The sequence below is a fragment of the Nocardia sp. NPDC003345 genome (assembly GCF_053589395.1).
Window position 1 is genome coordinate 1 of sequence record NZ_JBSFRU010000472.1, and the last position, 3,463, is coordinate 3,463.

The following is a 3,463-nucleotide window of genomic DNA, read 5'->3' on the forward strand; positions in this document are numbered from 1 at the left end:
CTGGTGAGCAAAGTTATGAAAACCGATGCTCAGCAGGGCATTCTGCTCAACATCGTGGTGGGTGTGGTCGGCGGCCTGCTCGGCGGCTTCCTGCTCCAGTTGTTCGGCGTGGACGTCGAGGGCGGCGGCCTGTGGTTCAGCTTCTTCACCTGCCTGGCGGGCGCGGTGATCCTGTTGTTCCTGGTGAAGGCAGTCGTGCGGCGGTAGCCGCGGATGCGAACCCGGCCCCGCCGGCCCGGTTCGGCGTAAGGTGTGAACGCTTGCGCCGGACGGGTCCGGCGGGGGATGCCGTGTGGGTGTCCGGCCGTCACCCCGGTCCGGGTGGATCGAACCGAGTACGAAAGAGGAATCAGTGGCACGCCGTCCCACCCCGCCGGGCACTCCGGAACGTTCCGGTCCGGCTCATCTGGCCGATCTGGTGCGTAACGCGATCCCGCCGTTGCACCCGGCCGGACTGCCGTTCGTGGCCGCGCCGCTGGCCGTCGCGGTGCTCGGGCGGCGGCGGCGCTGGATCCGCCGCGGCGGACTCGCGGCCGCTCTCGCGAGCGCGACCTTCTTCCGGCACCCGAACCGCGTACCGCCGAACCGGCCCGGTGTCGTCGTGGCGCCCGCCGACGGTGAGATCGCGCTGGTGGATACCGCGGCGCCGCCCGCCGAGCTGGGGCTCGGCGACAGTCCGCTGCCTCGGGTGAGCATCTTCCTGTCCGTGCTGGACGTCCATGTGCAGCGCATCCCGGTGTCCGGTGTGGTGCGCGATGTGCAGTACCGGCGCGGCCAGTTCAAATCCGCGGATCTGCCCGAGGCCAGCGACGCCAACGAGCGCAGCAGCATGTTGCTCGACACCGACGGCGGAGAGCAGGTGGTGGTGGTTCAGATCGCCGGCCTGCTCGCGCGGCGGATCGTCTGTGACGCCGCCCCCGGTGACCGGGTCACCATCGGCGACACCTACGGCCTGATCCGTTTCGGCTCCCGCGTGGACACCTATTTCCCGGCGGGTACCCGGCCCCTCGTGAACGTCGGGCAGCGCACGATCGGAGGGGAGACGGTCCTGGCGGTCCTGCCGTCGGCCGATACGTGATGGAGCAGGTCATCGAAGGCAGGCGGCGCCGATCCATCCGGCTGCTGCCCAGTATCGTCACGATCCTGGCCCTGTGCTCGGGACTGTCCGCCGTGAAATTCGGGCTGGAGGGCGAGCTGAAGATCGCGCTCGCCATGATCGGCGCCGCCGCGGTGCTCGACACCCTGGACGGCCGGCTGGCCCGGTTGCTGTCGGCCACCACCAAGATCGGCGCGGAGTTGGATTCCCTGTCCGACGCCATCTCCTTCGGAGTGGCGCCGGCCCTGGTCCTCTATGTCGTGCTGTTCGACGGCGAGAGCAGCGGGGCGGGCTGGATCATCGCACTGCTGTTCGCGGTGAGCGTGGTCCTGCGGCTGGCCCGGTTCAACACCTTGATGGACGACGACACCCGCCCCGAATGGGCCCGGGAGTATTTCGTCGGTGTCCCGGCTCCCGCGGGCGCCCTCATCGCCATGGCGCCGATCGCGGTGCTGGTGCAGTTCGGCGACGGCTGGTGGACGAGTTTCCCCGTAGTGGCCGCCTGGACGGTGTTCGCGGCCGCGCTGTGTGTCAGCACCATTCCTACGCTCGCACTGAAATCGGTGTCGGTGGCGCCGCAGGCCGCGGCCGGTTTGCTGGTGCTCGTCGCGCTGGCGGGCGCGGCGCTGATCACCTATCCGATCGTGCTGTTGCTGGTGCTGATCGTGCTCTATCTGGGTCATATCCCCTTCGCCTGGTACTCGCAGCGCTGGGTCGCGGCCCGGCCGGAGACCTGGCAGTACAAACCGGCGGAACGGCGGGCGCAGCGGCGCGCCGACCGGCGCATGCCGGTGCTGCGGCGGCCGGAGATCCGCCGGCCGCAATTGCGCGGTGATTCGCGGTTGCGGCTCCGCCGTCCGGGTGGACGGACCTGAGCGCAAGATCGTCAACTTTTGGTTGACGCTCGGTCATGCGTCAACCTATAGTTGACGCATGACTTCCTCAGTACGGCTGGACGATCTCATCGAGGTCATCAAGAAAGCCCGGCCCGACAATGCCCTCGAACAGCTCTCCGACGCGGTGGTCACCGCCGGCCACCTCGGTGAACTCGCCGATCACCTGATCGGCCACTTCGTCGATCAGGCCCGCCGGTCCGGCGCCTCGTGGACCGAGATCGGCGCCAGTATGGGTGTCAGCAAACAGGCCGCCCAGAAGCGCTTCGTGCCGAAAGCGCCCGGCGACCCCTCCGATCAGATGGACCCCAACGCGGGCTTCGCGAAATTCACCGATCGCGCCCGCGCGATGGTCGTCGCGGCGCAAGAGGCGGCCAATATCGGCGGTAGTTCGCAGATCACGCTCGCCCATCTGGTGCTGGGACTGCTCAGTCAGGCCGATGGGCTGGCCGGCCGGTTGATCGTGGAGCAGGGGGTCGCGCCGGCCGACCTGGCCACGGCCGCGATCGCCGCTTCCGGCGCCGAACCCGGTGCGGCGATCTCCCCAGGGGAACTCGGTGCCGCCGTGACCGCCGGCAAGATGAGCGGTCTGGTCCCCTTCGACGCCGAATCCAAGAAGGCGCTGGAGCTGACCTTCCGCGAAGCGCTGCGCCTGGGTCACAACTACATCGGCACCGAGCACGTCCTGCTGGCCATCCTGGAACAGGAGAACGGAACGGGCATCCTGTCCGACGCCGGGTTGCGCAAGGACACCCTGGAGGCCCGCCTGACCGAGGTTCTCGCGCAGATCGTGGCCGATCGGAAATAGGCCGTGAGCGGCGCGGAGGCGCCCGGGGCCCCCGTGCCGCCCACGATCCACCCCCGACCCGTCTGCCATCGGCGCGCGGACCGGCGGGCCGTACCGCGGTGGCGCCCGCGAACGTCGCGGGGTACCCGGGCGGGCCGCCGGTCCCGGTAATCTATAGCAATGGCGGATGAAACGGATTCCGACCTGGTGGCCGGTGAGCACCGGGACGATCTGCTGCGCGCGCTGACCTATGTGTCCACCGAATCCCTGTCCGACGGGAGCTATGTGGTCAACGGCGATCTGCCGCCGGAAGTCGCGCCGCCGTTCATCCGCGCGATCATGCGGGTCGAAGCCGAGCTCCTGTTGCACGACGCCGAATTCGTCACCATCGACGAGGGCGAACCCCGCACGCCGGAGGAACGCCGAGCCGACGCCTTCCTGGCCTTGGCCCTCCGCGTCACCGACAGCCTCTGACCGAATCGAGCAACCCCCAGGGGCCCGCCCCGGTTCTCCAGCGGGCAGTGAGATGGGATGCATAGCGCTCTTGCCGGATGATCGCATCCGTCAAGGGTGGGGCCCGCCCGGTTCTGGAGCGACCAGAGGGAGGGAGCGCAGCGACCGACCGCCGGGAGTGAAGAACCGGGTTAACAGGGCCCCACCCTCGAGCGGCGGAGCCGCTCCAAAATT

Annotated in this window: 5 protein-coding genes; all 5 read left to right on the forward strand. The window is 69.1% G+C overall.

All coding sequences use genetic code 11. From position 1 onward, the window contains the following. The 5 genes from ACWDU1_RS30785 (at position 1) to ACWDU1_RS30805 (ending at position 3,250) form a co-directional block, all read left to right on the forward strand. A complete protein-coding gene (locus ACWDU1_RS30785; protein WP_450003858.1) occupies positions 1-207 on the forward strand; it encodes a GlsB/YeaQ/YmgE family stress response membrane protein in 207 nt (68 codons plus the stop codon). A gap of 145 nt (positions 208-352) precedes the next feature. Beyond that, positions 353-1,078: a phosphatidylserine decarboxylase gene (locus ACWDU1_RS30790; RefSeq protein WP_450003860.1), complete on the forward strand. Its 726-nt coding sequence runs from the start codon at positions 353-355 to the stop codon at positions 1,076-1,078. Continuing rightward, positions 1,078-1,971, forward strand: a complete 894-nt coding sequence (locus ACWDU1_RS30795) for a CDP-alcohol phosphatidyltransferase family protein (protein WP_450003862.1) — start codon at positions 1,078-1,080, stop codon at positions 1,969-1,971. Before ACWDU1_RS30790 ends, ACWDU1_RS30795 begins: the two co-directional genes overlap by 1 nt. 58 nt (positions 1,972-2,029) lie before the next feature. Then, positions 2,030-2,797 carry a Clp protease N-terminal domain-containing protein gene (locus ACWDU1_RS30800; RefSeq protein WP_450003864.1) on the forward strand — a complete coding sequence of 256 codons (768 nt, stop codon included), beginning with the start codon at positions 2,030-2,032 and terminating at the stop codon, positions 2,795-2,797. Positions 2,798-2,956: 159 nt separating this feature from the next. Beyond that, a complete protein-coding gene (locus ACWDU1_RS30805; RefSeq protein WP_030524663.1) occupies positions 2,957-3,250 on the forward strand; it encodes a DUF222 domain-containing protein in 294 nt (97 codons plus the stop codon). Positions 3,251-3,463: the final 213 nt, after the last annotated feature.

What these genes read in the sequence shown, in the direction of transcription:
- ACWDU1_RS30805 (WP_030524663.1), top strand. Translation starts at nt 2,957, where the DNA reads ATGGCGGATGAAACGGATTCCGACCTGGTGGCCGGTGAGCACCGGGAC.
- ACWDU1_RS30795 (WP_450003862.1), top strand. Translation starts at nt 1,078, where the DNA reads ATGGAGCAGGTCATCGAAGGCAGGCGGCGCCGATCCATCCGGCTGCTG.
- ACWDU1_RS30800 (WP_450003864.1), top strand. Translation starts at nt 2,030, where the DNA reads ATGACTTCCTCAGTACGGCTGGACGATCTCATCGAGGTCATCAAGAAA.